The organism is Streptomyces wuyuanensis (assembly GCF_900103455.1).
In the GTDB taxonomy this organism is placed as follows: Bacteria; Actinomycetota; Actinomycetes; order Streptomycetales; family Streptomycetaceae; genus Streptomyces; species Streptomyces wuyuanensis.
The window spans coordinates 92,591-117,701 of sequence record NZ_FNHI01000015.1 but is presented as its reverse complement, the minus strand read 5'-3'; the positions used below and the strand labels follow the sequence as shown (position 1 = coordinate 117,701).

The window sequence follows — 25,111 nt, the reverse complement described above, 5'->3', positions numbered from 1 at the left end:
GTGAGTTGCACTCCCCGGGAAGAACCGCCCGCGACCGGTCCGGCGCCGGCCGCCCGCCACACCCCTGCCGGGGCGGCGAACCGGCGCCGGTCAGGACATCGTCCGGGCGCCGCGCGCGGCCGCGACGAACGCCGCGATCAGTTCGGGGCTCTTCACCCCGCGGCTGATCTCGATGCCGCTGGAGACGTCCACCCCCCAGGGGCGGGCTGTGCGCACCGCCTCCGCGACGTTGCGGGGGTCGAGTCCGCCGGCGAGCAGCCACGGCAGGCCGGGCGCCGGGAGTTGCTTGCCGGTGCGGTCCCAGACCTCTCCGGCACCGGGCACGGGCGCGTCGAGGAGGAGGATGTCCTCACCGCGCTCGCCGTGCCGCGGTACCGCGTCCTTGACGGCGACTCCCCGAAGCAGGGTCCTGCCGTCCGGGCGCAGGGCGTCGTAGTACGCGAGGTCCTCCTGGCCGTGCAGCTGCACCGCGCGCGTCCCGGTCCCGTCCAGCAGGGCGCGGACCTCGTCCAGCGGCTGGTCGCGGAAGACCCCGACGGTCAGGACGCCGTCGGGGACACGGGCGGCGAGCCGCCGCGCGGTGGCGGCGTCGATGCGGCGCGGGCTCGGGGCGAAGACCAAGCCGATGGCGTCGGCACCGGCCTCGACGGCGGCGTCGACGTCCCGTTCCGTGCGCAGACCGCAGACCTTGACGAACAGGGGTGTGCCCATGTCGGTGCTTCTCCGTAACTGCTGCGGCGGCGACTGGTCGACTGCCACGCTACCGGCCGGGCCGCCGGGGCCGTCGCGAGAAGGGGACGGGTTCGGGGCCGTTCACTTCTGACGGACCGTCAGGTTCAATGGATGCCGTGATGGGACACGCAGGGATGGCCGCGACCGCCGTACGCTACCTCCGCTCCGTCGGCGCCGCCCCGGCGGCCGCGCCGCCCTTCGACGTGCTGCCGCGTCCCGCGCTGCGCACCGTGCGGGAGGACGAGCGGCTACCGGTGCCTCCGGCCGAATTCCGGCGCGTGCTGGGGCAGTTCGCGAGCGGTGTCACGGTGATCACGGCCCACGACGAGGAGGGCGGCGGCCCGGCGGGCTTCGCCTGCCAGTCCTTCGCGTCGCTGTCGCTCGATCCGCCCCTGGTGGTGTTCATGGTCGCCCGTACGTCGACGACCTGGCCGCGCATCGCCCGCGCCGGGGCGTTCTGCGTCAACGTCCTGGCCGCGGACCAGGGCGGGCTCTGCCGCGCCTTCGCGGTCAGCGGCGCCGACAAGTTCGCCGGCGTCGCCCACGCCCCGGCCCCGGTGACCGGCTCGCCCCGCCTCGCCTCCGTCCCCGCATGGATCGACTGCACGATCAGCACGGTCCACACCGGCGGCGACCACCTGATCGTGGTGGGGCGGGTCGAGGCCCTGGGCGCCGAGGAACACGGCGACCCGCTGCTGTTCCACCGGGGGCGCTTCGGGCGCTTCGAGGGGTAGTCGCCGCGGGGGCTCCTCGTCGTCGGAAGAAGTGGTTCCTCGGGCTGAGTCCGCATCACCGCGGTACGGTCGCGTTCCATGTGGACCTGCTCGCTGAGCAGGTAGTCCTCTTTGGGCGGGCCGTCCGCGAGCGCAGAGAGGCCCTCGGAATGAGTCAGGCCGAGCTCGCCGGGACGGCCGGGGGTGCAGCAACCCGCCGTCGCCCGCTTCGAGTCCGGAGGCACGATACCGACGTTGCCCCTGCCGGGCCGGCCGGCGACCGCGCTGGGCATGCGTCTCCAGGTGGGGTTCGAGCCCCTCGACCGAGCGGGCTGACGTCGCGGCCCGGACCCCCGCGGCCGTGGCCCCGCCCGAAGCGCGGCCGCCCGGGGCCTCAGGCCGCCGCCACCCGCACCCGCGCCCCCGCTCCTCCCCGCCTGATCACCAGCGCCATCAGCGCCGCCGCCGCGCACAGGGCGCCCGAGGCGTACCAGACCACGTCGTAGGTGCCGAACACGTCGCGGGCGACGCCGCCCGCGAAGGCGACGACCGCGGCGCCGACCTGGTGGGAGGCGAGGACCCAGCCGAAGACGATCGCGCCGTCCTCGCCGTAGTGCTCCCGGCACAGCGCGATCGTCGGCGGAACCGTGGCCACCCAGTCCAGGCCGTAGAAGACGATGAAGAAGATCATCGGCGGGTGCACGGACGGTGCCAGCAGCATCGGCAGGAAGAGGAGCGAGATGCCGCGCAGCGCGTAGTAGACGGCGAGCAGCCGGCGGGCGTCGAAGCGGTCGGTGAACCAGCCGGATGCGATCGTGCCCACGACGTCGAAGACCCCGATGACCGCGAGCAGCGACGCGGCGGCCGTGATGGGCATGCCGTGGTCGTGGGCGGCGGGGACGAAGTGTGTCTGGACGAGGCCGTTCGTCGAGGCGCCGCAGATCGCGAAGGTGCCGGCGAGCAGCCAGAACGGCCCGGTGCGCGCGGCCGAGAAGAGGACGCCCAGGGTGCGGCGGGCCGCGCCCGGCACCGGCGGCGGCTTGGGCACGAACTCCTTGGCGCCGTACGGGGCGAGCCCCACGTCCGCCGGGTGGTCGCGCAGCAGCAGCCAGACGAACGGGACGACGGCCAGCGCGGCGAGCGCGACCGTGACGGCCGCGGGGCGCCACTGGTGCTCCTGGACGATCCAGGACAGCAGGGGGAGGAAGATCAGCTGCCCGGATGCGGCGGCCGCCGTCAGGATGCCGGTGACCAGGCCCCTGCGCTCGGTGAACCAGCGGTTCGTCACCGTCGCCGCGAACGCCAGCGCCATCGACCCGGTGCCGAGGCCGACGAGCAGGCCCCAGCAGAGCAGCAGCTGCCACGCCGCCGTCATCCACACCGCCAGGCCCGAGCCGATCGCGATGAGCGTCAGCGCGACCGCCACGACCTTGCGGATGCCGTAGCGGTCCATCAGGGCGGCGGCGAACGGCGCGGTGAGCCCGTACAGCGCCAGATTGATGGAGACGGCGAGCCCGATCGTGCCGCGCGACCAGCCGAATTCCCCGTGCAACGGGTCGATCGTCAGCCCCGGTAGGGACCGGAAGGCAGCGGCGCCGGTGATCGTCACGAACGCGACGGCGGCGACGAACCACGCGCGGTGGACGCGACGGCGGCGGCGAACCGCCTCCCCCGTGGGGGAGGCGGCGTGAGCTGCGGGGAGATCGCTTGTCTGGGTCACGTCACCAGCATCCGCAGGGCGGCCCAGCGGGAACGAGTGGCCAGAAGGACAGCATTCGATACGATCGGGCCATGGCCCGCAACCAGGCATCCACCCCGTCCGGAGCGTCCACCCCGCCGCGCACCGCGCCGCGGCCGCACCGCGTCGCCGTCCTGGCGCTGGACGGCTGCCTCCCCTTCGAGCTGGGCATTCCGCAGCGCATCTTCGGCCGCGCGGCCGACGCCACCGGACGGAAGCTGTACGAGGTCGCGACCTGCTCGGTGCGCCCGCCCGGGCCGGTCCGCACGGACGCCGACTTCGCCGTGCTGGTGGAGAACGGCCCGGAGGCCCTGGCCACGGCCGACACGGTGATCGTTCCGGCGTCGTACGAACTCGGGCCCGTCCACGACGAGGGCGTCCTGACGCCCGAGCTGGCCTCGGCCCTGGCCCGGCTGCGGCCCGGCACGCGGATGGTGTCGATCTGCACCGGCGGTTACGTCCTCGCCGCGGCCGGGTTCCTCGACGGCCGGCCCGCGACGACGCACTGGTCGTCCGCCGAGCACTTCCAGAAGACGTTCCCGAGGGTCAAGGTGGACGCGGACGTGCTCTTCATCGACGACGGGGACGTGCTGACGTCCGCCGGCGTGGCCGCCGGCATCGACCTCTGCCTGCACATCGTGCGCCGCGACCACGGCACGGCCGTCGCGAACGACGTCGCCCGGCGCACGGTCGTCCCCCCGCACCGGGACGGCGGCCAGGCCCAGTACATCCACCGCCCGGTGCCCGAGCCGCAGACCGCGACGACCTCGGCGGCCCGGGCGTGGGCGATGACGCACCTGCACGAGCCGATCCAGCTGCGCGACCTGGCCTGCCAGGAGTCCATGTCCGTACGGACCTTCACCCGCCGCTTCCGGGAGGAGGTCGGCGTGAGCCCCGGCCAGTGGCTGGCGCAGCAGCGCGTGGAACGGGCCCGGCAGCTGCTGGAGTCCACGGAGCTGTCCATGGACCGGGTGGCCCGCGACTCGGGGTTCGGTACGGCGCAGTCGATGCGCCAGCACCTGACGGCCGCGCTGGGCGTGTCGCCGACGGTCTACCGGCGGACGTTCCGCGCGACGGCCGTGCCGCGCTGACGCCCCCGGAACCGCGGCACCTGCGGCACGGCGGACCCCCGGCCGATGGCCCACGACGACGGAGGAGACGAGAACGGCGAGCAGCACGGCGCACCCGCGGCACCGCCCTCAGAACGTCAGCACCCCCCGTGCCACCCGCCCGTGCCGCGCGTCCTCGGCCGCCTTGGCGAAGTCCTCCACCGGGTACGTCTCCGTGACCAGCTCGTCCAGGAGCAGCCGCCCCTCGCGGTACAGCGCGGCGTACAGCGCGATGTCGTGCTGCGGGCGGGAGGAGCCGTAGCGGCAGCCGAGCACGGCCTTGTCCAGGAACATCGCGGCGGGCAGGAACGTCGCCTCCGCGGTCGGGGCCGGCATGCCGAGCAGGACCGCCTGGCCGTGGCGGTCGAGGAGGTCGATCGCCCGGCGCACCAGACCTGCGTGACCGACGCACTCGAAGACGTGCTGGGCGCCGTGCGGCAGCACGTCCCGTACCGCGTCGGCGTCGGTGAGGAAGTGCGTCGCGCCGAAGAACCGGGCCGTCTCCTCCTTGGCCGGGTTGGTGTCGACGGCGACGATCGTCACCGCGCCCGCGAGCCGGGCCCCCTGGAGCACGTTCAGCCCGATGCCGCCGGCGCCGATGACCACGACCGTGTCACCGAGGGCCACCCTGGCCCGGTTGAGCACGGCGCCCACGCCGGTCAGCACTCCGCAGCCGATGAGCGCGGCGGAGGTGAACGGGATGTCGTCGGGGATCCCGACCGCTTGTACGGCCTTGACCAGGGTGCGTTCCGCGAAGGCGGAGTTGGCGGCGAACTGGTGCAGCGGCTTCCCGGCGCGGGTGAACGGCCGCCCGGGCCTGCCGATCGAGGCGCGGCACATCGTCGGCCGCCCCCGGTCGCACTCCGCGCACGCGCCGCAGTTGGCGAGCGTCGACAGCGACACGTGGTCACCGGGCGCGACATGGGCGACGTCCGCGCCGACGGACTCGACGACGCCCGCGCCCTCGTGCCCCAGCACGACGGGCACCGGGAACGGGATCGTGCCGTCGATCACCGACAGATCGCTGTGGCAGAGCCCGGCGGCCGCGACGCGGACGAGCACCTCGCCCGGGCCCGGGGCGCGTACCTCGAGGTCGTCGGCGACCTCGACCCGTCCGCCGTCGAACACCACACCTCTCACCGCAGCTCCCTGGGTAGGCCGAGCACCCGCTCGGCGATGATGTTCCGCTGGATCTCGTCCGAGCCGCCGTAGATCGTGTCGGCGCGGGTGAAGAGGAACAGCCGTTGCAGCGCGTCCAGTTCGTACGAGGGCGACCAGGCGCCGGGGCCGGCCGCGGCGGCCGCGCCCCGTACCTGCACGGCCAGTTCGCCGAGCCGCCGGTGCCAGCCGCCCCACAGCAGCTTCGCCACGCTCGGCGCACCCGGATCGCCGGTGCGGCCGAGGGTGCGCAGCGCGTTCCAGCGCATGGTGCGCAGTTCGGCCCACTGTCGGACCAGGCGGTCACGGAGCACCGGGTCGTGGTCGAGGACGCCGCCGGCGGCGGCGAGGCGCAGGACGCGGCCCAGTTCCTCCTCGAAGCCGATCTGCTGGACGAGCGTGGACACCCCGCGCTCCAGGGCCAGCAGGCCCATGGCGACGCGCCATCCGTTGCCCTCGCCGCCGACGGTCCCGACGGCCTCGGCGCCGTCGAGGAAGACCTCGTTGAACTCGCTGGTGCCGGACATCTGCCGGATGGGCCGTACGTCGATGCGGCCAGGCTGGTCCATCGGCACGAGCAGGAACGACAGTCCGCGGTGGCGGGTGGAGCCCGGCTCGGTGCGGGCCAGGACGAAGCACCAGTGCGCCTCGCGGGCGAGCGAGGTCCAGATCTTCTGCCCGGTGACCCGGTAGCGGCCGCCGTCGGCGACGGCCGTGGTCCGTACGGAAGCCAGGTCGGAGCCCGCGCCGGGCTCGCTGTAGCCCTGGCACCAGAACTCCTCGCCGCGGGCGATGCCCGGCAGGTGGCGGGCCTGCTGGTCCTTGTCGCCGTGGGCGATCAGGGTCGGGGCGAGCAGGTTCTCGCCGATGTGTCCGAGCCGCGCGGGGGCGCGGGAGCGGGCGTACTCCTCCGCCCAGACGACCTGCTGGGTGAGGGTGGCGCGGCGGTTGCCGTGGTCGGCGTCCCAGCCGAGCCCGATCCAGCCGCCCGCGCCGAGTTCACGCTCCCAGGCGAGCCGGGTGCGGGCGCGTTCGTGTTCACCGCCGGGTGCGCCGTGCCCGGCGGCGTCCGCGAACGCGCCGGTGAGACGGGCCTCCAGCCAGGTGCGCGCCTCGTGCCGGAAGGCGGTGTCGTCGGGGCCGAACGCGAAGTCCATGGCCGCGGTCCCGCGTCAGCGGTTCGGGCGGTCGCCGGCGGCGGCCGCCTTCGCCATCGCGTCGAGTTGGGCGAGCATGGGCATCGGGTCGGTGCCGACGGTCCCGGGGAGGAAGTCGGCGATCCGTTGCGGCGTCCAGGCGCCCTCGGCGTAGGCGGCCCGCAGTTCCCGGGGCTGGGCCCACACCGCGATCTTGGGGCCGGCGATCGTGTAGACCTGCCCGGTGATGTTCTCCGCGCGCGCCCGCTCGGACAGCAGGTACACGACGAGCGCCGCCACGTCCTCCGGCTCCCCGATCTCCGTGAGTTCCATGGGGACGTTGGCCGACATACGGGTCCGGGCGACGGGCGCGACCGCGTTCGCCGTGACGCCGTACTTGTGCAGTCCGAGAGCCGCGCTGCGCACCAGCGAGATGATGCCGCCCTTCGCCGCCGAGTAGTTGGCCTGGGCCACCGAGCCCTGGTGGTTGCCGCTGGTGAAGCCGATCAGGCTGCCGCCGCCCTGTTCGCGCATGACCGCGGACGCCGCGCGGAAGACGGTGAACGTGCCCTTGAGGTGGGTGGCGACGACCGGGTCCCACTCGTCCTCGGTCATGTTGAAGAGCATGCGCTCGCGCAGGATGCCGGCGACGCACACGGCTCCGTCGATCCGCCCGAACCGGGCGAGCGCGGTGTCGACGACCCGCTGTCCGCCCTCCATCGTCGAGATGTCGTCGGCGACGGCGACCGCCTCCCCGCCCGCCGCCTCGATCTCCTTGACCACCGCCTCGGCGACCTCCGAGGCGGGTTCCCCGCCGCCGACCGGGACGCCGTGGTCGTTGACGACGACCTTCGCCCCCTGGGCGGCGCACGCGAGGGCCACGGCGCGGCCGATGCCGCGTCCGGCGCCGGTCACGGCGACGGTCCTGCCTGCCAAAAAGTTCCCCACGTCCGGCCCCTTCCGGTTTTCTGACGGACCGTTAGATTCTATGGTCCGCCGGATGCATGAGCACAAGCCCCAGGGAGGCGCCGATGTCGCTGCCGAAGGAGTTCCACGAGATCGCCGAGCGTGTGAACAACTGGGGGCGCTGGGGCGCCGACGACGAGATCGGGACGCTGAACCTGATCACCGACGAGGTGGTGCGCGAGGCGGCCGCGACGGTCCGCGCCGGCCGCCGGGTTCCGCTCGCCCTGCCGCTCCGGCAGGACGGCGTCCAGACCGGCATGATCCCGGGCCGGGTGAACCCCCTGCACACCATGGTGCAGATCAACCAGGAACTGTTCGGGCCCGGTACGGTCGCGACCAGCGACGACGCCGTCACGATGGGACTGCAGGCGGCCACCCACTGGGACGCGCTCACCCATGTCTCGCACTCGGGCAGGATCTGGAACGGCCGCCCTGCGGACAGCATCACCGCCCACGAGGGGGCCCGCTTCAGCGGCATCGAGACCGTCCGCACCCTCGTCTCGCGCGGGGTGCTGCTCGACGTGGCGCGTGCCAAGGGCGTGGAGCGGCTGCCGGGCGACCACGCGGTCACTCCGGAAGACCTCGCGGAGGCGGAGGAGTTCGGGGGCGTGCGGGTGGGGCCGGGGGACATCGTGCTCGTCAGGACCGGTCAGGTCCGGGCGTACCTCCTCGGCGACAGGCACGCCTACGCCCATCCCTCGCCCGGCCTCTCGGTCCGTACGCCCGAGTGGTTCCACGCCCGGGACACCGCCGCGGTCGCGAACGACACCCTCACCTTCGAGATCTTCCCGCCCGAGATCGAGAACCTCTGGCTGCCGGTGCACGCCCTGGACCTGGTGGAGATGGGCATGCTGCAGGGCCAGAACTGGAACCTGGAGGAGCTCTCCACGGCCTGCGCGGAGGAACGGCGGTACGCCTTCCTGCTGTCGGCCACCCCCGAGCCGTTCGTCGGCGGCACGGGGACACCCGTCGCGCCGGTCGCGGTGCTCTGAACCGGCACCGCACCGGCGGGGCCGCTCAGGCCGTGTACGCGCCCGGCTTCAGCCCCGAGGGGAGGACGGGGACACCGGGGACCGCGGGGGACGGCACCGAGGGACCGGGCACCACACAGCGGTCCACCTCGCACCAGATGCTCTTGCCCGCACCCTCGCGCTTCCAGCCCCAGCGGTCCGCGAGCCCGTCGACGAGCTCGAGTCCGCGGCCGCCCGTGTCGTCACCGGCCGCGCGGCGCGGCTGCGGAGGCCGAGCGCAGGTGTCCGCGACCTCGACCCGCACGGTGCCCGCCTCCGCCGCGCCGAGGCCGAACAGCATCCGCAGCACGGCCGGACAGCCCGTGTGGACCACCGCGTTGGTGACCAGTTCGGAGATGAGCAGCACCAGCGTCTCGGCCAGCGGCTCGTCGTCCTCTATGCCCGATCCGGCGAGCCGGGAACGGGCCCATCTTCGGGCCCGCCCCACCTCCGCGGGATCCGGCCCGACCTCCAACTGAACCTGAAGCACCTGCACCGCTCACACCATCCGAACCGGCGGACACATCGCCTCGCGCCTCACAGCCATCACGGAACGTGATTTCCCTGCGAGACAGCATGGTTGACGTACAGTCACCGCAACAAGCGCTTCGGGCATATTCCAGCGCGAAGGAGTACCCGTGGTGCATACTGTGCGGCGCACCTTGCGAATAGTCGAACACCCTGTGCGAGCGGCGCGTTCTTCCCCGCCGGCCCTGTCTGGATCCGGCCGGAGCGTCGGGATCACTGCCCCCGGGCAGTACGCGTCTCGCACCCCACGGAGCGTACCCGAGGGCAGGCCCGACTCCGGGCCGTGACGGCCCGTGCCAAGGACACAACCCGATATCGACGCAGGGTGACTCCCGCCCGTCCGACGCCGGGTTCGCCTTCCGACCACCCGCTGCCCTCGCCCTCCACTCCGGCCGGCCGCTCAGAGCGCGGCCGCCAGCGCCTCCTCCGCCTGCGCGGCCGTCTGGCCCAGCTCGGCGCGCACCCAGGCCCGTTTGAGGTGCAGATGCACCTCGGCCTCCCAGGTGAAGCCCATGCCGCCGTGCACCTGGAGACAGTCCCTGGCGCCCTGGACCGCCGCCTCGTCGGCGAGGAGCTTGGCGCCTGCGATCTCCACGGGGTCGGCGGTCACGGCCGCCGCGTACACGGCGGCACGGGCCAGTTCGGCGCGTACGAGCATCTGCGCGCAGAGGTGCTTGACCGCCTGGAAAGCGCCGATGGGCCGGCCGAACTGCTCGCGTTCCTTCGCGTACCGCACGGCCGTCTCCGTGGTGCGCCCGGCGGAGCCCAGCTGTTCGGCCGCCGTCAGCAGCACGGCCGCCGGGTCCGGGTCGCCGGGAGGCGCGGAGGGGATCCGGTGCAGTGGCGTGAGCGGGTCGACGGACCGTACGGGCACGGCGTCCGAGGAGTTCCCGAGCACCACGTCGGCCTCGTCCAGCCAGGGCACGAGCCCGCCGTCGGCCCGGGTGACGACCGTGGTCCCGTCGCCGGCGCCCGGGACGGTTCCCGCGGCGAGGTGCGTGGCCACCAGCGGCCCCGGCAGCAGTACCCGCCCGGCCTCCTCGAAGACCAGCACGGCCTCCGGCAGTCCCAGGCCCACGCCGCCCTCGGCCTCCGGCAGCCGCAGCGAGAAGAACCCCGTGCGCCCGAGCTCCCGCCACAGGGCCCGGTCCAGTCGTGCCCCGGCCGTCCGCAGGGCCTGCGGGGCACAGCGGGCCGCCAGCAGCTCCCGGACGCCCCTGCGCAAGGCCCGCTGGTCCTCGGTCGGTTGGAAGCGCACGGACCTCACCGCTCCTTCGGCAGGCCGAGGATCCGCTCGGCGACGATGTTCCGCTGGATCTGCGAGGTGCCGGCGGCGATGGTGTACGACAGCGACGACAGCCGGTCGAGGTTCCACTCGCGGGACAGGTCGAGGGCGTCCGGGCCGAGCACCTCGGCGGCCGCGTCGTACAGCTCCTGACGGGCGTGGGAGTAGCGGAGCTTGAAGACCGATCCGCCGGTGCCGGGGACGCCGCCGGTCGCCTCGGCCTCGCTGACGTTCCACTGGGTGAGCCGCCACAGCGCGCCGAACTCCGCATTGAGCCTGCCGAGCCGGCGGCGCAGGACGGCGTCGTCCCAGCGGCCGTTCTCCCGTGCGGTGCGGGCCAGCGCGGCGAGCGTGCGGCGGCAGGCGACGACCTCCCCGACGAAGGCGGTGCCGCGTTCGAAGGACAGGGTCACCATCGTCACGCGCCAGCCGTCGTTCTCCGCACCCACCCGGTTCGCGGCCGGCACCCGCACCTCGTCGAGGAAGACCTCCGCGAACTCGGTGGAGCCCGCGAGGGTGCGCAGCGGCCGGACGGTGACGCCGGGCGCGTCCATCGGCATCGCCAGCCAGGTGATGCCGCGGTGGCGGGGCGCCTCCGGGTCGGTGCGCACGAGCAGTTCGCACCAGTCGGCGACCTCGGCGTGCGAGGTCCAGATCTTGGCGCCGGTCACCACGTAGGCGTCGCCGTCCCGGACCGCCCTGGTCCGCAGGGAGGCGAGGTCGGAGCCGGCGTCCGGCTCGCTGAAGCCCTGGCACCAGATCTCGTCGCCGCGCAGGATCGGCGGCAGCCAGCGCTCGCGCTGTTCGCGCGTGCCCTCGGCGGCGATGGTCGGGCCGGCGTGCAGGAGTCCCACGAAGTTCGCGCCGACGTACGGCGCCCCGGCCTTCTCGGTCTCCTCCAGGAAGATCAGCCGCCGGGTCGGGGACGCGTCCCAGTGGACGTCCGCGTATCCGGCGTCGTACAGCGCCCGCTGCCAGGCGGTGTCGTGGGCGCGGCGGGCCGGCCAGTCGCCGGGCGAGGGCGGGGGCGGGAGTTCGGGCAGGGCGACGGCGAGCCAGTCCCGCAGCCCGGCCCGGAAGCCCTCCTCCTCCTCGGTGTACGAGAGATCCACTACGCGTCCAGGTCCAGGCCGAGCATCCGGATCGCGTTGCCGCGCATCAGCTTGTGGACGGTCTCGTCGTCGAGGTCCTTCACATGGTCGAGGGCGACCTCCCTGGTGTGCGGGAAGGTCGAGTCGACGTGCGGGTAGTCGGTCTCGAAGGTGGCGTTGTCCCGGCCGACCACGTCGAGCGAGGCGACGCCGTGCTTGTCGCGGAAGAAGCAGCAGAAGATCTGCCGGTAGTAGTAGGTGGACGGCGGCTCGGGGACGAGGTCCCGCACGCCGCCCCAGGCCCGGTGCTCCTGCCACACGTCGTCGGCACGCTCCAGCGCGTACGGGATCCAGCCCATCTGGCCCTCGCTGTAGGCGAGCTTGAGCGCCGGGAACTTCACCAGCACCCCGCTGAAGAGGAAGTCCATCATCGACGCCATGGCGTTGTTGAAGGACAGCGACGCCTGGACGGCCGGGGGCGCGTCGGGCGAGGCGGCCGGCATCTGCGAGGACGAGCCGATGTGCATGTTGACGACCGTCCCGGTCTCCTGGCACACGGCGAAGAACGGGTCCCAGTAGCCGGAGTGGATCGACGGCAGCCCCAGGTAGGTCGGGATCTCGGAGAAGGTCACGGCCCGGACGCCGCGGGCCGCGTTGCGCCGGATCTCGGCCACCGCGAGGTCGATCTCCCACAGGGGGATGATGCAGAGGGGGATGAGCCGGCCGCCGCTGTCGCCGCACCACTCCTCCACCATCCAGTCGTTGTACGCGCGCACGCAGGCGAGCGCGACCTCCTTGTCCTTGGCCTCGGCGAAGGTCTGCCCGCAGAAGCGGGGGAAGGTGGGGAAGCACAGGGACGCCTCGACGTGGTTGAGGTCCATGTCCTCCAGCCTGGCCTTGGGGTCCCAGCAGCCGCGCCGCATCTCGGCCCGAGTGATCCCCTCCAGGGTCATGTCGTCGCGGTCGAATCCGACGGCGGCGATGTTGCGCTTGTACGGGAACTTCAGGTCCTCGTAGATCCACCAGTCCGTGGGCGGCCCGTCCGGGTCCATCGTGATCTGGTACTTCCCGCCGATGTAGGCGAGCTCGCCGATTCCGGCGGTGAGGGGCTGGGGTCCGCGGTCCCGGTACTTCGCCGGCAGCCAGGTCTCGAAGAGATGCGCGGGCTCGATCACATGGTCGTCGACGCTGATGATCCGAGGCAGTTCCCGTTCCATCGGGCCCCTCCGTTCGCCACTTTTCTGACGGGTCGTCAGACATCAGGCTAGCTCCGCACCCCTGGACCGACAAGGCGACGAGCCCTACGCTTCCGGCACTATCTGACGCTCCGTCAGACGAAGTCGGCGAGGAAGGGACGGCCGTGACCGACACCGCACACTCCCTGGGCGACTCCCGCACGCTCTGGGAGCTGATCGACCGCCGCGCCCGGCTCACCCCCGACCGCCCGGTCCTGCTCCAGGACGAGCGCCGCCTCTCCTTCGGCGAACTGCGCCTGCGCTGCGAGCGGGTCGCCGCCGGGCTGTACGCGCGCGGCGTGCGGCCCGGAACGGTCGTGGCCTGGCAGCTGCCCACCCGGATCGAGACCGTCCTGCTCGCCGGGGCGCTGGCCAGGATCGGCGCGGTGCAGTCCCCGGTCATCCCCTTCTACCGGGACCGGGAGGTCGGCTTCGCCCTCGACGCCTGCGCGGCGGAGTTCTTCGCGGTACCGGGCGTCTGGCGCGGCTTCGACCACACCGCGATGGCCGGCCGGATCGGCGCCCGCGGGGTCTTCGAGGCATACGGGGAACTCCCCGACGGCGACCCCTCCGCCCTGCCCCCGCCGCCCGCCGACGGCACCGAGGTGCGGTGGATCTACTGGACCTCCGGCACCACCTCCGACCCCAAGGGCGTCCTGCACACCGACCGTTCGCTGATCGCGGGCGGCTCCTGCCTCGCCCACGCGCTGCGGCTGACGTCCGACGACGTCGGCTCCATCGCCTTCCCGTTCGCCCACATCGGCGGCGCGGACTACCTGGTCATGCTGCTGCTGTACGGCTTCCCGGCCGTGCTCTTCGAGAAGTTCGCACTCCCCGAGGCGCTGGACACCTACCGCAGGCACGGGGTCACCACGGCCGGCGGGTCCACGGCCTTCTACTCGATGTTCCTGGCCGAACAGCGCAAGCAGCCGGACGAGCCGGTCGTCCCCACCCTCCGGCTGCTGGCCGGCGGGGGCGCCCCCAAGCCCCCCGAGCTGTACCACGCCGTCGTACGGGAGATGGGCGTGCAGCTCACCCACGGCTACGGCATGACCGAGGTCCCCATGATCACGATGGGTGCGCCGGACGACCGCCCGGAGGACCTCGCGACGACCGAGGGACGGCCGCCCGAGGGCATGGAGATACGGATCGTCGACGGCGAGGTGCGGCTGCGCGGCGAGGCCGTCTGCCGGGGCTATCTGGACCCGGAGCAGACCGCGGCCGTGTTCGACGCAGACGGCTTCCTGATCACCGGAGACCTCGGTCACCTCACCGACTCCGGCCATCTCGTCCTGACCGGGCGCCTCAAGGACGTCATCATCCGCAAGGGAGAGAACATCTCGGCCAAGGAGATCGAGGACCTGCTCCACGAGCACCCCGGCGTCGGCGAGGCGGCGGTGATCGGACTGCCCGACCCGGAACGCGGCGAACGGGTCTGTGCCGTGGTCGAACAGCCCGAGGGCGCCGGGCCGCTGCGGCTGGACGAGGTCGCGGATTACCTGCGCAACGCGGGCCTGGCCGTGCACAAGCTCCCGGAGCAGCTCGAGGTCGTGGACGCGCTGCCCCGCAACGACACACTGCGCAAGGTGCTCAAGTACAAGCTGCGCGAGCGGTTCACTGGGGCGGACACGACATCCAGGACGTGAACGACATCCCCGACACGAACGGCACGACATGAGCCTGAGCATCCGCAACCAGCTGCCCGGCACCGTGATCGCGGTCACCGGCGGCCCCGCCATGGCGACGGTGAGGATCCGCCTCGACAGCGGCGACGAGGTCACCTCGGCCGTCACCGCCGAGGCCGTCACCGAACTTGGCATCTTTCCCGGCGGAGCGGTCAGCGCCCTGATGAAGGCCAGTGAAGTCGCCCTCGCGACGGCGCGCGTGGAGGGCCTGAGCATCCGCAACCAACTGCCGGGCACGGTCACGTCGGTGACGCCGGGCGCGGCGGTGGCCACCGTCCGGCTGAGGCTGGACGGCGGCCAGGACCTGACCGCCGTGATCACCAAGGACGCGCTGGACGAGCTCGGGTTCGCGGCGGGCAGTTCCGCGGTCGCCCTGGTCAAGGCGACGGAGATCTCGCTCTCCACCGCCTGAGCCGCACCGCCAGGGACGGCCGCCTGAGCCGCACCGCCAGGGACGCCGGGGACGGATCGGCGGGCTCACCGCCCGTCAGAGCCGGGACAGCGAGGCCGCCGCGAAGAGGACGTCCCGCACGGCCTCGCGGTCCCCGTCCTGACCGGCCGCCGCGTCGGCCGGCGGTACGTGTCCGGCGACCAGCTGGCAGAACTCCACGCCGTCGAGGGCGATCTGGGCGACCGTGCGCTCCGGGTCGCCCACCGCCGCGGGCGAGTCCAGCGCGATGTACCAGTGGCCGCCACCCGCGCCCTCCACCTCCAGGTGCAGCGAGCGGCCGGGCGAACCGGCCGTCACCAGGTGGCGGGCCGGGCCCGCGAGGCCGGCCCGGCGCCTGGCGGCCAGCGCAGCGGGCAGCAGCCGGGCCGCCAGATCGATCATGCGGTGCAGATGCGCGCCGGCCGGGGGCTCGTACGGATAGTCCACCGCGGCCGCGATGTCGTCCGCGTGCACCCAGCACTCGAAGGCCCGGTCCAGCATCGCGTCCTGCAGCGGCAGTGCGAAGTCGCCGTACGACACCGACAGCTGCTCCACCCCGAGCCCGGCGAACGACACCGTCCGCACCAGCGCGTGGCCCTGCTCCCGCCACGGCACGCGCACCGAGCGCGTCGCCGGGCGCTCGCCCGAGCTCCAGAGCCGCTCGGTGCGCTCGGCCGGGGAGGCGGGGGCGTCGGGACCGGCCGGATCGCCCAGTCCCAGGGCCGAGGCCACCAGCCCGTCCACGGACATCAGATGACCGATCACCCCGGCCACCGTCGTCCTGCGGCTCACCTTCGCCTCGCCGTCGAACCACTTCAGCCGCACCGGCGCGTGCCACTCGGAGTCCCCGATGTCCCGCAGCAGCGCGTCGAGCCGCGCGGTCTCCGCGTCGTACGCGCCGGCCCAGGCGGGCACCGGGATACGCGGGGGCCGCCGGCCCAGGCAGTTCTCCAGAACCCGGGAGCGCAGCAGCGGATCGAGGTCGAGATCCCGGTCGGTGTGCAATAGCCCCACGGCGTCCCGCAGCCGCAGCGCCTCCTCGGCGCAGGGGGCGCAGCCGGTGAGGTGCTCCTCCACCGCCGCGGTCTCCTCGGTCGAGCACGCCGCCAGCGCCCAGGCGCCGAGCAGCGACTTGAGCACGCCGTGGGCCAGCGGCTCGGGCGGCGGCGAGGGCAGCACGTCCGGCGGCGAGAGGTCGTCCCCCGCCGCACGCGGTCCCGGTATGCGCGGCGCCGCCCCCGGCATGTCCTCGGGACCGCCGGGGCCGCGGCCGCCGTCCAGTGGCCCGTTCACCGGCGGCGCCCCGGTCCCGGCGGCGACGAGCCGTCCCTCACACGGGTGTTGGCCGTCGCCAGCAGCTGGAGGCCGAGCCGCAGCCTGCGGCGGGCCTCGTCCTCGGTGACCCCGAGATCGGCGGCGGTCTGCCGGTAGTCCCTGCGCTGGAAGTACGCCAGCTCCAGTGCGGCCCGCAGCGGCGCGGGCATCGACGTCACGATGTAGTCCGCGCGGGCGGCGACCGAGGCACGGCGCACCTTCTGCTCCAGGTCCTCCGCGCTGCCGCCGCTCTCGGCGGCCGCCGCGCGCTCGTGCTCCCGCAGCCGGTGCACGGCCTGGCTGTGCGTGAGCCGCGCGACCCAGGAACGCATCGAGCCCTGTTTGGGGTCGTACGCGTCCGGGTTCTCCCACACGTAGCCGAACACCTCGCGCGTCACCTGGTCGGCGGCGGCGTCGTCGTCGAGCACCCGGTGGGCCTGACTGTGGACGAGCGAGGCGAACCGGTCGTACAACTCGCCGAGCGCGGCGGCCTCGCCCCGCGCCAGCCGCTGCTGCATCCTGCGGTCCCAGCGAGGTGGTGCGTCCTTGCCCATCCGGCGGCCCCCAAGCCTCTGCCCGTCCTCGTCGCCTTCTGCTCGTCCCGTCGTCCACTCGAATGTAATGCGACGCGGCCTAAACGCACGCCCCTTTACGGCAAGAACGCCCCGGAGAAGACCGCTCGTGATAGAGGGTTTCGCCGCAGTGGGGCGGGGCAGCAGCGCCGGAAGGGAACGACTACTTCCGGATGGGGCCCGGTGTGACGAGAGAGCCACGCGAGACGCTCAGGGTGGAACGAACCGAGCAGACCCCCTGGACGATACTGCACATTCAGGGCGAACTGGATCTGGTCAGCTCCCCCGAGGTCCGGCGGCACGTGCACGACGCCGTGGCCACAGGACGCCGCCATGTCGTCCTCGACCTCTCCGGAGTGGTCTTCTGCGACTCCAGCGGCGTGGGTGTGCTGATCGCCTCACGCCGGCTGCTGCACTCCTGCCGCGGGCGGCTGAGGCTGATCCTGCCCGCCCGCGGAGCGGTCGAGGGCTCCCATGTGAACCGGGTCCTCGCCGCCCTGGGGGTGCGCAGACTGTTCGAGGTGTACGAGGACGTCGGCGCCGCCACCGACGACGAGACGCGGCCCCTGTCCGCGTAACGGGACGCACGGATCGCCGTGACGTCGTACGCTCCCCGCATGGACAGCGCAGAATACGAGCGCAAGATCGCCCACCGGTTCGCCGAGTTCGACCAGGACGGCAACGGCTACATCGATCGCGCGGACTTCAGCAAGGCGGCCGCGGCGCTCCTCGCCGAATTCGGCACGACCGCACGCTCCGACAAGGGGCAGGCCCTCTACTCGGGCGCGGAGGCGTTCTGGCAGGGCATGGCGGGCATCGCCGACGTCGACGGCGACCAGCGGGTCTCACGCCAGGAATTCGTCACGGGCGCGGTGAAGCGCCTGCGCGACAACCCCCGCCGCTTCGCGGAGATCGCCCGGCCCTTCCTGCACGCGGTCGTCGCCATCGCCGACGAGGACGGTTCCGGGGTCACCCGGGCCGGCGCCGAGCGGGTGCTCCGCGTCCTCGGCGTCGACACCGACCGCTGCAGCGCGGTGGCCGCCGCGCTGGACTCCGACGGGGACGACCGGATCAGCGAGGACCAGATCCTCGAGGCGTTCGCCGCCTACTACGTGACCTCGGAGCCCGACACCCCCTGACCCTGCGGCCGTCCGGCCCCACGGGCCCCGGAATCCACGCGAGGCGCCCAGGCGCCGGGGGCTCCGGGGCCCCCGTCTTTGCCCCCGCCACCCGAACGCGTCATCGCCCGCCGTCCCTCGCCACCGCCCGAACGCGTCATCGCCCGCCCCGGCGCGCGGCCTCCGCGGGCACGCCGGGCCCACCCGTCCCGGGGCGCCTGCCGGCGAGTCACGCCATGGGTGCCTGCGACATCGTCCCGGCCACATTGACGAATCCCGGCCGCTGGGCCACCAGGCGGCCGTCCCGGACCACCTGGAAGGTCACGTTGGGGTTCACGATCCGGGGATAGCCCGGGACGCCCAGCATGTCCTCGAAGCGCCAGCGCAGCGCGGGGGTGAGGCCGCCGGTGTCGACGCTGACGCCGGTGTCGAGGGCGTGGGAGACCGAACCCGGGGTGATGCTGTCGCGGTCGAGCGCCTCGATCACCCTCTTCAGCACGGTGTACGCGATCCAGGTGGTCTGCACCCCCGCGTCCGCCGGGTCGATCCGGTCGTCGCCGAACGCGTGGTCCTGGATCACCTGCCGCATCACGCCCCAGCGCGCGTCCCCCGCGTCCGGGTACCAGCCGGTCATGAACGCGCCCTCGAAGGGCCCGCCGGCTCCGCCCGTGCGGTCGATCAGCGGCTGGCCGACGGAACTGAGGACGGAGGAGATCCGCACGCCCTCGCCCTCCTCGGGCAGCCGGCGGAAGGAGTCGAAGAAGTTCGCGGTGCGCTCGCCGAGCACGGCCGTGACGCAGCCCCGTCCGTCGCCGGCCTCGTCCCGTGCCCGCTCGGCCTCCTCCAGGTACTCGGTGGCGTCCTCCGCGGCCTTGACGTCGGTGGACGGCCGCCCCCGGCCCTCGGACAGCCCGGTGTTCAGCAGCACCGGCAGCTCGTCTCCCGCGACCGTGTCGGGCCGCACCAGCGAAACCCGCCGGCAGCTGTTCGCCAGCTGCCGGCCGTTGCCGGCGAGGAGTGCCGCCTGGCCCCCGTTGACGGGGTAGGAGAGATAGCTGGTGAACTCCTCCTCGGACACCCCGTAACCGCCGATGTACGGAATGCCCTCGGCCTCCAGCGGCGCCATGAAGGCCCGGCCGTTCTGGCTGTACGAGCCGACGACGGCGACCGCGCCCTCGGCGACCGCACGCCGGGCGCAGGCCGCCGCACCCGCGGTCGTGTTGCGCTCGTTGCAGGTCAGCACCCGCAGCTCGTGGCCGTCGATGCCGCCCTTCGCGTTGACGTACTTGGCGTACGCCTGGGCCATGGCGGGCATGCCGGGCATGTTCGTGGCCCGGGTCTCCTCGGGGGCGAAGGTCATCACGGTGATCGGGTCCCTGGCCCCGGCCGAGCCGCCGGGGAGCACCCCGCACCCGGCGAGTGACGCGCCGACGGCCGCCGTGCACGCGGCGAGGGCGGTCGCGGTCCTGAAGGGGCGGGGGAAGGAGAAGCGTCGCCTACCGGTCATGTCCCTGCACAATTCCGCCCCATGGGTAACACCGGAGTGGTGACGGTTCAACGCAGGGTGACGGCGAGGTGAATTGCAGGGGGCCGGGATCGCCGCCTGGCGGAGAACGTACGATCGAGTCCGCGAAAGCTTCGATGCTGACCGTGTCGCGGAGCTCGCAAGGACCGAGCTCCTGAGGTGAACGTCAATGAACTCTTCCCGCCGCGGCCGTGGCTCCTCCACCATGGGCGACATGCCGCTCAACGACATGCCCTGGTGGCGCTGGCGCACGAACGTGCGCTCGGCGCTGCACATGTTCTCCGACCCCGCCTTCCACCAGGAGACCTGGCTGGCAGGCCGCGAGGGGTACGGCGACGTCACCGACGCCGTCTACCGGCTGGTCGAGGACACCTGGCTGGACAACTGGTCCGCCGAGAAGTACGTGGGAACGATCTTCCGGGACTCCGGTGAGGCCGCGCTCGTCGACGTGGCCGTGCTGCGGGTGCTGCGGATCATGCACCAGGTCGGCGCGGACGCGCCGGTCTCGGCCTACATGGAGCACCACGGCTGGCCGGAGGCCGTGAGGGCCGCTCGGGACGCCCACGTACGGCTCGCGACGAACGACGGCGAGGACCCGGACGCTCCGCCGCGCACCCTGGAAGTGCTGCGGATCATGACGCGTTCGGCCTGACGGACCCGGAGCGCGACGCGACCCGGCCGCCGAGCGGGCCAGGGCGGTCCGCCCCGCGGGCGAGGCGCGGTCCACGGCCGGTCCGCCTGCCGGACGCGTCTCCGCCGCAGGCCCGGGGGTGTGACACCCTACGAGGATGACCGACCAGTACGTCCTCACGCTTTCCTGCCCGGACAAACAGGGCATCGTGCACGCCGTGTCCAGCTACCTCTTCATCACCGGCTGCAACATCGAGGACAGCCAGCAGTTCGGGGACAGGGACACCGGCCTGTTCTTCATGCGGGTGCACTTCTCGGCCGAGGAACCGGTGACGGTGGACAAGCTGCGCGCCGGCTTCGCCGCGGTGGGCGACTCGTTCTCCATGGACTGGCAGATCCACCGCGCCGACGAGCGCATGCGGGTCGTGCTGCTGGTCAGCAAGTTCGGCCACTGCCTGAACGACCTGCTGTTCCGGTCGAGGATCGGGGCCCTGCCGGTCGACATCGCGGCCGTGGTCTCCAACCACACCGACTTCGCGGAGCTCGTCGCCTCCTACGACATCCCGTTCCGGCACATCCCGGTCACCAAGGACAACAAGCCGCAGGCAGAGGCGGAGTTGCTCGAGCTCGTGCGCGAGGAGCACGTCGAACTCGTCGTCCTCGCCCGCTACATGCAGGTCCTCTCCGACGACCTCTGCAAGCAGCTGAGCGGCAGGATCATCAACATCCACCACTCCTTCCTGCCGAGCTTCAAGGGCGCGAAGCCCTACCACCAGGCGCATGCGCGCGGTGTGAAGCTGATCGGCGCGACGGCGCACTACGTGACGGCCGACCTGGACGAGGGCCCGATCATCGAGCAGGAGGTGGAGCGCGTCGGGCACGAGGTGACGCCGGAGCAGCTGGTCGCGGTCGGCCGCGACGTGGAGTGCCAGGCGCTGGCCCGTGCGGTGAAGTGGCACGCGGAGCACCGGATCCTGCTGAACGGACACCGCACGGTGGTGTTCGCCTGAGGGCGACGCCCGTCGCAGGACGGGACGGCGCCTCCGTACGGGGCGCCGGACGCCGGCCCGCGCCCACGCGGAGCGCGGAACGGCTCAGAGCTGTTCCGCGCGGCGCTCCGTCAGGTCGTACTTCGTCGCGATCCGGTTCCAGAGAGTCGCGGCCTCGCGCTTCGCCTTGGTCGCCACACCGCTCTGGGCGTTGCCCTGGGCCGTCTGGCCCGTGTTGCGGGCCTTGCCGCCCTTGCAGCCCTTCTTCTCCTTGACCTGGCCCGCCCACGCCGCGTAGTGGTCGTCCGCCGCGGCCGACGCCTCCCACGCCTTCCGCAGGGAAGCGGTGAGCGCCTGGTTGTCCGGGAGCTCGTCCACGGAGACGTCCTGGAGACGGGTCACGAGCCCGCGGCGCTGCTCCGCCGCGCCGCGCAGGTCCGCGGCCGCCTGGTCCAGGTTCTGACAGGTCTTGATCGACTCGACGGAGCGGATCACTGCGGCACGACTGTCGTTGCTGTCCGCGAGCAGCTTGTCGAGCTCCACGGCCTGGGCCTTCGCCGGGTCGTCCGCCGCCTCCTCGGACGACTCGGCCGCGGGCGAAGTCGCCGCGGCCACACCGGTGTTGACACCCTTCCCCTCGTCGTCACCACCGCCGCCGAACATCAGCGCGCTCGCACCGAGCCCGAGCACCGCGCAGCCGACGACGACCGCGGCGATCAGCGGCAGCCGCGAGGAGGTCCGTGAGGCGCCCCTCGGAGAAGCACCGGAATCGGGCGAGCGGCGGGACGCGCGGCCGCCCGGGGAGGCGTACGACGGCTGGGCACCGTGCGGCGGCTCCTGCACGGGCGGCAGGTACTGCGTCGCCTCAGCGCCGCCGGCCGCGCCGGCCTCGCTGCGGAACAGGTTGTCGAACTCCGCCGGTGGCTGCCGGTCCCCCGGCGCTCCTGGACGGATGCCGAGCGGGGCGCCGGGCGGCGGCGCGGGGGTTCCCTGCTGCGCCGCGTTCTGGTGCGCCGCGTTCTGGTGCGCGACGGGCGGCAGGTACTGGGTCGACTCCGCGTCCCCGGCCGGAGCGGCGCCCGCCGGCCGCGCCCCCAGGAATTGGGTCGACTCGGCCGGGTTCTCCGGCGGCAGCGCCCCGGCCCCCGGCACGACCGGCGCGATGTACTGCGTGGCGTCGGCGGCCCCCGGCACGACCGGCGCGATGTACTGCGTGGCGTCGGCGTCGGGCCCGGCGGGCGCGGTCCGCGGCCCCGACTGCCCGTACCCGTAGGGCGCTTGCGCCTGCTGCGGAGGCAGCGCCCGGGCGGGCGCCGGCTGCGCGTACGGCATGGCCGCACCCCCGCCCGGTTGCTCCTCCTGCGGCAGCGGCTGCGCGTGCTGCCCGGGGCCCCAGGGGTCACCCCACGGGCTGCCGCCGGCCGGAGCGACCTGCTGCGCGCTGACTCCGGGTATGAAGGGTTCGCTGCCGTCCGCGGGCAGCACGACACCTTCGTGCGCGGGCCGCGAGGCGGGATGCCGCGACTCGTCACCCTGTCCGCTGTGCGTCACCGGGACTCCTACGTGTAAACCTACGGAATCGTCGGTTCACGCTACCGGGTGACTCAGGGCGTCCGCACACACGTGTGGTGGCGGTAACAAGAACGTCCGCGGAGACGCTGTTATGGCTCAAGATCCATCCGGGGGCGCGGAGACAGCGCGCCCGGGCGCGGCCGCGCGAACCCCCGGGGCGGTCCCGCGGGACCGCCCCGGGGCCCGGTCAGGCCGCCTGCAGCTGCAGCCTCGCGGCGAACTCCCGCACCGACGGCTCCGCCGCGTACGGCTCCAGCCGCTGCTGCAGGTCCTCCAGGTACTCCGTGCCGCGGTTGGAGCGGAGGGTGCCGAGGAGTTCCATCGCCCGTGTGCCCGTGCGGCAGGCCTCCTCGACCTCGCGCTGCTGGAGCCGGGCCGTGGCCAGCAGCACCAGGCCGATCGCACGGCGCCGGGCGCGCGACTCGGGATGGCCGTCCAGGGACTCGGTGGCACGGCGGGCCGCCTGGTCGGCCTGGCCGAGGTCGCGGTGGCAGTGCGCGAGTTCGTCGGAGAGGTACGCATGGTCGAAGTGGGCGATCCAGTCCGGATCGTCACCGGACTCGGGGTTCGCCCCGTCCAGCGCGGCGATCGCCCTGCCCGCCGCCTCCTGGCAGGTGCGGACGTCCCCGAGGAGCGCGTGCCCCCGTGCCTCCGCCGCGTGGAACATCGCCTCCACGCGCGGCGTGACCCGGCCCCGGGCGCCCTCCTGGGCGGCCCGGGCGAGCTGCGCGATCTCCCTCGGGTTCCCGAGTTCCGCGGCGAGATGGCTCATCGACGCGGCCAGGACGTACCCCCCGTACGCCCGGTCGCCCGCCGCCTGGGCCAGCCGCAGGGCCTGGATGTAGTACCGCTGGGCGAGGCCCGGCTGGCCCGTGTCGACGGCCATGTAGCCCGCCAGCTCCGTGAGTCGCGCCACCGCGGCGAAGAGCTGCCGCCCCACCGGCTCCCGGTACGAGCCGGAGAGCAGCCCGGACACCACGCTGTTGAGGTAGTGGACGACGACCGGCCGTACGTGCCCGGCCCCGAACCGGTGGTCGAGAGCGGTCAGCGCCTTCGTCATCGCCCGCACCGCCTCGACGTCCGGGAGCCCCACCCGGGCCCCGGCCTGCCGGGCCACCTGGGCGTCCGCCCCGGTGATCAGCCAGTCCCTGCTCGGCTCCACGAGCGCCGAGGCGGCCACCGTCGAGCCGGTCAGGAAGTCGCGCCGGCCCACGTCGCTGCGCCACAGCTCGCAGACCTGCTCGATCGCCCCCGGCACCGTGGGGGCGAACTGCAGCCCCACCCCGGACGCCAGGTTCTTGCCGTTGGCCATCCCGATCTCGTCGATCGTGACCGTGCGGCCCAGCTTGCGGCCCAGTGCCTCGGCGATGATGCCGGGCGCCCGCCCGCGCGGTTGCTGCCCGCGCAGCCAGCGCGCCACCGACGTCTTGTCGTAGCGCAGATCGAGGCCGCGTTCCGCCCCGACCATGTTGACCCTGCGGGCCAGACCGGCGTTGGAGCATCCGGCTTCCTGGATCAGCGCCTGCAGCCGTTCGTTCGGCTGACGGGCGACGAGTGGCCTCGCTGCCATCACTAACCCCCTGTGCCGGACCGCGCCGGTCGTGATCTCCGTGGTGATCTGCCATCGATCACTTCCCGGCGTTATCCGGAGAATGCCAATGAGCTCGGACGATTACGGGTGAATGCCGCTCACCCGCAACTGGCTACCCGCCCGCCGGGCCGGGCCCGCACGCGCGCCCCCGTCCGTGCACCCGTGCGCCCCACGTGCGGGATCGGTGCGCCACCGCGCGGCACCGCGCGCCCGTAACCCGTCCTGGTGGGGGGAGTTGTGTTTATCGTGGAAGACACCATCGAAGGGTCGATCGGCCTCACCGAAGCGGCACAGATCCCCGCACAGCGCGGCACACAACTGCTGGACAGCGCGGTCCGTTACGTGGAGGAGCGCCACTGGGACGTGTTCCCCGGGACCTGGCTGGAGGCCGTTGAAGGCGCCGAGCGATGCTCCTGCGGCGCGCCCGTGTGCGATGCGCCGGGGGCGCACGCCGCCCGGCCGGACTGGTCGGGCCAGGCGACCGGCAGCGCCGTCGCCGCGCGCCGGCTGTGGGGCAAGCACCCCAAGGCGTCGATCCTGCTCCCCACGGGGCGGACGTTCGACGCCCTCGACGTGCCGGAGTCGGCCGGCTTCCTCGCGCTGGCCCGGATGGAGCGGATGGGCGCGGCCCTCGGGCCGGTGGCCTGCGCCCCGAACCGGCGCATGCTCTTCCTCGTCCTGCCGGGCGCGGCCGTGAAACTCACGGACCTGGTGCGCAGGCTCGGCTGGATGCCCAGCTCGCTCGACCTGGCGGCTCGCGGCGACGGGCAGTACATGGCGGCGCCGCCGACCCGCGTCGGCGGCCAGGGCGCCGTGCAGTGGGTGCGCAAGCCGACGCAGGTGAACCGCTGGCTGCCGGACGCCGAGGAGCTGATCAGCCCGCTCGCCTACGCGTGCGGTCGGCAGGCCGCCGACGAACGGGGCCGCCGATCGTAGGGTTGTCCCGTACGACGGGGACGACGGAAGGCGGCGGAACATGCCGGA

Annotated in this window: 24 protein-coding genes; 10 read left to right on the top strand and 14 right to left on the bottom strand. The window is 73.3% G+C overall.

The window, feature by feature from the left end:
* Positions 1-90: 90 nt before the first annotated feature.
* The gene (locus BLT82_RS22305) at positions 91-711 is read right to left on the bottom strand and encodes a phosphoribosylanthranilate isomerase (protein ID WP_093657582.1); all 621 of its coding nucleotides are present in this window, start codon (positions 709-711) and stop codon (positions 91-93) included.
* Between the two features lie 155 nt (positions 712-866).
* Between BLT82_RS22305 and BLT82_RS22300 the strand changes: the two genes are divergently transcribed.
* The gene (locus BLT82_RS22300) at positions 867-1,466 is read left to right on the top strand and encodes a flavin reductase family protein (protein WP_093657580.1); all 600 of its coding nucleotides are present in this window, start codon (positions 867-869) and stop codon (positions 1,464-1,466) included.
* Between the two features lie 373 nt (positions 1,467-1,839).
* Here the strand turns inward: BLT82_RS22300 and BLT82_RS22290 are convergent, their stop codons facing one another.
* Entirely contained in the window at positions 1,840-3,165 is a 1,326-nt protein-coding gene (locus BLT82_RS22290) for an MFS transporter (RefSeq protein ID WP_093657578.1), read from the bottom strand.
* Positions 3,166-3,236: 71 nt separating this feature from the next.
* Here BLT82_RS22290 and BLT82_RS22285 point away from each other — a divergent pair, with 71 nt between their 5' ends.
* Positions 3,237-4,274 (top strand): GlxA family transcriptional regulator, encoded by a 1,038-nt coding sequence (locus tag BLT82_RS22285; protein ID WP_093657576.1) that lies wholly within the window; start codon positions 3,237-3,239, stop codon positions 4,272-4,274.
* Positions 4,275-4,382: 108 nt separating this feature from the next.
* Here BLT82_RS22285 and BLT82_RS22280 read toward each other — a convergent pair whose 3' ends face one another.
* Genes BLT82_RS22280 through BLT82_RS22270 form a run of 3 tightly spaced genes read right to left on the bottom strand, consistent with a single transcriptional unit; the run spans position 4,383 to position 7,534 of the window.
* Positions 4,383-5,432, bottom strand: a complete 1,050-nt coding sequence (locus tag BLT82_RS22280; RefSeq protein ID WP_093657574.1) for a Zn-dependent alcohol dehydrogenase — start codon at positions 5,430-5,432, stop codon at positions 4,383-4,385.
* Positions 5,429-6,607 (bottom strand): acyl-CoA dehydrogenase family protein, encoded by a 1,179-nt coding sequence (locus BLT82_RS22275; RefSeq protein ID WP_093657572.1) that lies wholly within the window; start codon positions 6,605-6,607, stop codon positions 5,429-5,431. Before BLT82_RS22275 ends, BLT82_RS22280 begins: the two co-directional genes overlap by 4 nt.
* 15 nt (positions 6,608-6,622) lie before the next feature.
* Positions 6,623-7,534, bottom strand: a complete 912-nt coding sequence (locus BLT82_RS22270) for an SDR family oxidoreductase (protein ID WP_093657570.1) — start codon at positions 7,532-7,534, stop codon at positions 6,623-6,625.
* 83 nt (positions 7,535-7,617) lie between these two features.
* Here BLT82_RS22270 and BLT82_RS22265 point away from each other — a divergent pair, with 83 nt between their 5' ends.
* On the top strand, positions 7,618-8,544 hold the full coding sequence (locus BLT82_RS22265; RefSeq protein ID WP_093657568.1) for a cyclase family protein: 927 nt from the start codon (positions 7,618-7,620) through the stop codon (positions 8,542-8,544).
* Positions 8,545-8,569: 25 nt separating this feature from the next.
* Here BLT82_RS22265 and BLT82_RS22260 read toward each other — a convergent pair whose 3' ends face one another.
* The 4 genes from BLT82_RS22260 to BLT82_RS22245 form a co-directional block, all read right to left on the bottom strand.
* On the bottom strand, positions 8,570-9,058 hold the full coding sequence (locus BLT82_RS22260) for an ATP-binding protein (RefSeq protein WP_244292073.1): 489 nt from the start codon (positions 9,056-9,058) through the stop codon (positions 8,570-8,572).
* 432 nt (positions 9,059-9,490) lie between these two features.
* Complete coding sequence (locus BLT82_RS22255; RefSeq protein ID WP_093657780.1) at positions 9,491-10,348, bottom strand: acyl-CoA dehydrogenase family protein; 858 nt, start codon at positions 10,346-10,348, stop codon at positions 9,491-9,493.
* Between the two features lie 5 nt (positions 10,349-10,353).
* The gene (locus tag BLT82_RS22250; protein WP_093657564.1) at positions 10,354-11,487 is read right to left on the bottom strand and encodes an acyl-CoA dehydrogenase family protein; all 1,134 of its coding nucleotides are present in this window, start codon (positions 11,485-11,487) and stop codon (positions 10,354-10,356) included.
* The gene (locus BLT82_RS22245; protein WP_093657562.1) at positions 11,487-12,683 is read right to left on the bottom strand and encodes an amidohydrolase family protein; all 1,197 of its coding nucleotides are present in this window, start codon (positions 12,681-12,683) and stop codon (positions 11,487-11,489) included. Before BLT82_RS22245 ends, BLT82_RS22250 begins: the two co-directional genes overlap by 1 nt.
* 143 nt (positions 12,684-12,826) lie before the next feature.
* Between BLT82_RS22245 and BLT82_RS22240 the strand changes: the two genes are divergently transcribed.
* Entirely contained in the window at positions 12,827-14,347 is a 1,521-nt protein-coding gene (locus tag BLT82_RS22240) for a class I adenylate-forming enzyme family protein (RefSeq protein WP_093657560.1), read from the top strand.
* Between the two features lie 28 nt (positions 14,348-14,375).
* Positions 14,376-14,798, top strand: coding sequence for a TOBE domain-containing protein (locus BLT82_RS22235; RefSeq protein ID WP_093657558.1), 423 nt, complete (start codon positions 14,376-14,378; stop codon positions 14,796-14,798).
* Between the two features lie 75 nt (positions 14,799-14,873).
* On the opposite strand, the gene BLT82_RS22230 is transcribed toward BLT82_RS22235, so the two are convergent.
* The gene (locus tag BLT82_RS22230) at positions 14,874-16,109 is read right to left on the bottom strand and encodes a maleylpyruvate isomerase N-terminal domain-containing protein (protein WP_093657556.1); all 1,236 of its coding nucleotides are present in this window, start codon (positions 16,107-16,109) and stop codon (positions 14,874-14,876) included.
* Complete coding sequence (locus BLT82_RS22225; RefSeq protein WP_093657554.1) at positions 16,106-16,684, bottom strand: sigma-70 family RNA polymerase sigma factor; 579 nt, start codon at positions 16,682-16,684, stop codon at positions 16,106-16,108. The genes BLT82_RS22230 and BLT82_RS22225 overlap by 4 nt, the downstream gene beginning before the upstream one ends.
* Before the next feature lie 191 nt (positions 16,685-16,875).
* On the opposite strand from BLT82_RS22225, the gene BLT82_RS22220 reads away from it, so the two are divergent.
* A complete protein-coding gene (locus BLT82_RS22220; RefSeq protein ID WP_093657552.1) occupies positions 16,876-17,280 on the top strand; it encodes an STAS domain-containing protein in 405 nt (134 codons plus the stop codon).
* A 39-nt stretch (positions 17,281-17,319) separates the two neighbouring features.
* Positions 17,320-17,841, top strand: coding sequence for an EF-hand domain-containing protein (locus BLT82_RS22215; RefSeq protein ID WP_093657550.1), 522 nt, complete (start codon positions 17,320-17,322; stop codon positions 17,839-17,841).
* Positions 17,842-18,049: 208 nt separating this feature from the next.
* Here BLT82_RS22215 and BLT82_RS22210 read toward each other — a convergent pair whose 3' ends face one another.
* Positions 18,050-19,327, bottom strand: coding sequence for an ABC transporter substrate-binding protein (locus tag BLT82_RS22210; RefSeq protein ID WP_093657548.1), 1,278 nt, complete (start codon positions 19,325-19,327; stop codon positions 18,050-18,052).
* A gap of 223 nt (positions 19,328-19,550) precedes the next feature.
* Between BLT82_RS22210 and BLT82_RS22205 the strand changes: the two genes are divergently transcribed.
* Together BLT82_RS22205 and purU are read left to right on the top strand one after the other, a co-directional pair.
* On the top strand, positions 19,551-19,997 hold the full coding sequence (locus tag BLT82_RS22205) for an SCO4402 family protein (protein WP_093657546.1): 447 nt from the start codon (positions 19,551-19,553) through the stop codon (positions 19,995-19,997).
* A 136-nt stretch (positions 19,998-20,133) separates the two neighbouring features.
* The gene (purU, locus tag BLT82_RS22200; protein WP_093657544.1) at positions 20,134-20,985 is read left to right on the top strand and encodes a formyltetrahydrofolate deformylase; all 852 of its coding nucleotides are present in this window, start codon (positions 20,134-20,136) and stop codon (positions 20,983-20,985) included.
* An 84-nt stretch (positions 20,986-21,069) separates the two neighbouring features.
* On the opposite strand, the gene BLT82_RS22195 is transcribed toward purU, so the two are convergent.
* Both BLT82_RS22195 and BLT82_RS22190 read right to left on the bottom strand, forming a co-directional pair.
* On the bottom strand, positions 21,070-22,449 hold the full coding sequence (locus tag BLT82_RS22195) for a hypothetical protein (RefSeq protein ID WP_093657778.1): 1,380 nt from the start codon (positions 22,447-22,449) through the stop codon (positions 21,070-21,072).
* A gap of 274 nt (positions 22,450-22,723) precedes the next feature.
* Positions 22,724-24,106 (bottom strand): NsdA family TPR-like regulatory protein, encoded by a 1,383-nt coding sequence (locus tag BLT82_RS22190; RefSeq protein ID WP_093657542.1) that lies wholly within the window; start codon positions 24,104-24,106, stop codon positions 22,724-22,726.
* A 267-nt stretch (positions 24,107-24,373) separates the two neighbouring features.
* Between BLT82_RS22190 and BLT82_RS22185 the strand changes: the two genes are divergently transcribed.
* Entirely contained in the window at positions 24,374-25,063 is a 690-nt protein-coding gene (locus BLT82_RS22185) for a bifunctional DNA primase/polymerase (protein ID WP_093657540.1), read from the top strand.
* The last annotated feature ends 48 nt before the right edge of the window (positions 25,064-25,111 follow it).

Excerpts from the sequence above, each read along its gene's own strand:
- BLT82_RS22235 (WP_093657558.1), top strand. The coding sequence starts at position 14,376 with ATGAGCCTGAGCATCCGCAACCAGCTGCCCGGCACCGTGATCGCGGTC.
- BLT82_RS22245 (WP_093657562.1), bottom strand. The coding sequence starts at position 12,683 with ATGGAACGGGAACTGCCTCGGATCATCAGCGTCGACGACCATGTGATC.
- BLT82_RS22215 (WP_093657550.1), top strand. The coding sequence starts at position 17,320 with ATGGACAGCGCAGAATACGAGCGCAAGATCGCCCACCGGTTCGCCGAG.
- BLT82_RS22205 (WP_093657546.1), top strand. The coding sequence starts at position 19,551 with ATGGGCGACATGCCGCTCAACGACATGCCCTGGTGGCGCTGGCGCACG.
- BLT82_RS22300 (WP_093657580.1), top strand. The coding sequence starts at position 867 with ATGGCCGCGACCGCCGTACGCTACCTCCGCTCCGTCGGCGCCGCCCCG.
- BLT82_RS22225 (WP_093657554.1), bottom strand. The coding sequence starts at position 16,684 with ATGGGCAAGGACGCACCACCTCGCTGGGACCGCAGGATGCAGCAGCGG.
- BLT82_RS22265 (WP_093657568.1), top strand. The coding sequence starts at position 7,618 with ATGTCGCTGCCGAAGGAGTTCCACGAGATCGCCGAGCGTGTGAACAAC.
- BLT82_RS22220 (WP_093657552.1), top strand. The coding sequence starts at position 16,876 with ATGGGGCCCGGTGTGACGAGAGAGCCACGCGAGACGCTCAGGGTGGAA.
- BLT82_RS22190 (WP_093657542.1), bottom strand. The coding sequence starts at position 24,106 with ATGGCAGCGAGGCCACTCGTCGCCCGTCAGCCGAACGAACGGCTGCAG.
- BLT82_RS22305 (WP_093657582.1), bottom strand. The coding sequence starts at position 711 with ATGGGCACACCCCTGTTCGTCAAGGTCTGCGGTCTGCGCACGGAACGG.
- BLT82_RS22275 (WP_093657572.1), bottom strand. The coding sequence starts at position 6,607 with ATGGACTTCGCGTTCGGCCCCGACGACACCGCCTTCCGGCACGAGGCG.
- BLT82_RS22285 (WP_093657576.1), top strand. The coding sequence starts at position 3,237 with ATGGCCCGCAACCAGGCATCCACCCCGTCCGGAGCGTCCACCCCGCCG.
- purU (WP_093657544.1), top strand. The coding sequence starts at position 20,134 with ATGACCGACCAGTACGTCCTCACGCTTTCCTGCCCGGACAAACAGGGC.
- BLT82_RS22210 (WP_093657548.1), bottom strand. The coding sequence starts at position 19,327 with ATGACCGGTAGGCGACGCTTCTCCTTCCCCCGCCCCTTCAGGACCGCG.